At 52.1% G+C, this 2,959-nt stretch carries 1 protein-coding gene; it reads left to right on the top strand.

Going from position 1 to position 2,959, the window contains the following annotated elements; translation table 11 throughout:
• The coding region (locus MFF13_RS26705) for a hypothetical protein (RefSeq protein ID WP_238273408.1) at window positions 1-2,748 on the top strand (2,748 nt) is incomplete at its 5' end.
• Between the last annotated feature and the right edge of the window lie 211 nt (window positions 2,749-2,959).

Here is a 2,959-nt window from a genome sequence, read left to right as displayed (position 1 = left end):
AATGTCTACAAGGCCACGAAACCGTACCTAGCGTATTGCGCGGACTGCGGAGACGGGCAGTTCTGTTACAGCCCGGTGGCTATAGAAAAAATTAGGGATGAGGCTTCCGATGGCATGATAAAGATCCAGGTCGCAGCGCAAATTGGCATCAACAAAGGAGGAACACACGAACACAGCAAAATCAGGTACATCGCCGGGCATGACATGAAAGAGGCAAACCGGGATTCTTTACAAGTGCATACTTCCGGTGTGTGCGCTATTCGAGGCACGATGGGCCACTTCATCGTGGCCTACTGCCCTCCAGGGGGCGAACTAAAGGTCCAGTTCCAAGATGCAGAATCGCACACACAGGCCTGCAAAGTGCAGTACAAACACGCTCCGGCCCCAGTAGGCAGAGAAAAATTCACCGTCAGGCCCCACTTCGGTATCGAAGTGCCATGCACAACGTACCAGCTGACTACCGCACCGACGGAGGAAGAGATCTACATGCATACCCCACCGGATATCCCAGACATAACGTTGCTGTCGCAGCGGTCAGGTAACGTAAAGATCACAGCAGGAGGAAAAACCATCAGATACAACTGCACGTGTGGTAGTGGCAACGTGGGCACCACCAGTAGCGACAAGACTATCAATTCGTGCAAAATAGCACAGTGCCACGCTGCGGTGACTAACCACGATAAGTGGCAGTACACCTCCTCGTTTGTCCCTAGAGCCGACCAGTTGTCTCGCAAAGGTAAAGTGCACGTACCCTTCCCTCTGACCAACTCCACATGCAGGGTGCCCCTTGCACGTGCACCAGGTGTCACATACGGAAAGAGAGAACTGACAGTGAAACTGCATCCAGATCATCCCACGCTGTTGACGTACCGGAGTCTAGGAGCAGATCCGCGTCCGTATGAGGAGTGGATAGACCGATACGTCGAACGGACCATACCGGTGACCGAAGATGGGATAGAGTACAGATGGGGAAACAACCCACCCGTGCGCTTGTGGGCCCAGCTGACAACTGAAGGCAAACCCCATGGGTGGCCGCACGAGATCATACTCTATTACTATGGGCTATACCCAGCAGCCACCATCGTCGCTGTCTCAGCCGCGTGTCTCGCAGTCGTACTATCGCTGCTGGCGTCATGTTACATGTTCGCCACTGCACGCCGCAAGTGCCTGACCCCATACGCCCTGACCCCCGGAGCCGTCGTCCCGGTAACACTAGGAGTACTATGCTGCGCACCACGAGCGCATGCCGCGTCGTTTGCGGAATCTATGGCGTATCTATGGGATGAGAATCAAACCCTGTTTTGGCTGGAGCTTGCAACGCCGCTCGCTGCCATAATCATACTTGTATGCTGCCTGAAGAACCTGCTTTGCTGCTGCAAACCGCTATCTTTTTTAGTGTTGGTGAGCCTGGGAACTCCCGTCGTAAAATCTTACGAACACACCGCAACGATCCCGAATGTGGTGGGATTCCCGTATAAGGCTCACATTGAGAGGAACGGCTTCTCCCCGATGACCCTACAGCTTGAGGTACTTGGAACCAGCTTGGAACCCACACTAAACTTAGAGTACATAACCTGTGAATACAAGACAGTCGTGCCGTCACCTTATATCAAGTGCTGCGGGACATCAGAATGCAGATCCATGGAGCGCCCCGACTATCAATGCCAGGTCTACACAGGAGTGTACCCATTTATGTGGGGCGGCGCATACTGCTTCTGCGACACTGAGAACACCCAGCTGAGTGAAGCATACGTTGACAGATCGGACGTATGCAAGCACGACCATGCCGCGGCCTACAAGGCGCATACTGCGGCAATGAAAGCCACCATCCGAATAAGCTACGGGAACCTCAATCAGACAACAACGGCGTTCGTCAACGGGGAGCACACAGTGACCGTCGGAGGCAGCAGGTTTACTTTTGGTCCAATCTCCACTGCCTGGACGCCTTTCGACAACAAGATTGTCGTCTATAAGAACGACGTCTACAACCTGGACTTCCCACCCTACGGGTCAGGACAACCAGGAAGGTTTGGAGACATCCAGAGCAGGACGGTAGAGAGCAAGGACCTGTATGCCAACACCGCCCTCAAGTTGTCAAGACCTTCGTCCGGTACTGTTCACGTGCCTTACACACAGACCCCTTCTGGCTTTAAGTACTGGATAAAAGAGAGAGGCACGTCGCTGAATGACAAGGCTCCCTTTGGATGCGTAATCAAGACCAACCCAGTTAGAGCAGAAAATTGCGCCGTTGGCAACATCCCAGTCTCCATGGACATCCCGGACTCCGCGTTTACGCGCGTGATTGATGCACCTGCCGTCACAAACCTGGAGTGCCAAGTGGCGGTCTGCACGCACTCATCGGACTTCGGCGGGATTGCGACTCTGACTTTCAAAACCGACAAACCCGGAAAATGTGCTGTCCATTCTCATTCGAACGTAGCCACCATACAGGAGGCAGCTGTGGACATCAAAACAGATGGCAAGATAACCCTGCATTTCTCTACAGCATCAGCATCCCCGGCATTCAAGGTATCTGTGTGCAGTGCCAAAACGACATGCATGGCAGCGTGTGAGCCGCCGAAGGATCACATCGTCCCTTATGGGGCGAGCCATAACAACCAAGTTTTTCCTGACATGTCTGGCACGGCAATGACATGGGTGCAGCGGGTAGCTGGCGGATTCGGCGGGCTAACACTCGCCGCTGTGGCAGTACTTATACTGGTGACGTGTGTGACTATGCGCCGCTAACCGGGAGGCTTGACATAATGTATATATATAAGCATCATAGTTTTAATAAAGCATATAAATAATCAAGTAGATCAAAGGGCTACCTAACCCCTGAATAGTAACAAAACGCAAAATACAAAAACATTAGTTCAAAGGGCCAGTAACGCTTTGATCTACTTGATTATTTATATGCTTTATTAAAACTATGATGCTTATATATATACATTATGTC

Origin of the sequence: Methylobacterium cerastii, from assembly GCF_022179125.1 — a bacterium.
GTDB lineage: Bacteria > Pseudomonadota > Alphaproteobacteria > Rhizobiales > Beijerinckiaceae > Methylobacterium > Methylobacterium cerastii.
This window is presented reverse-complemented; position numbering and strand designations above follow the sequence as displayed.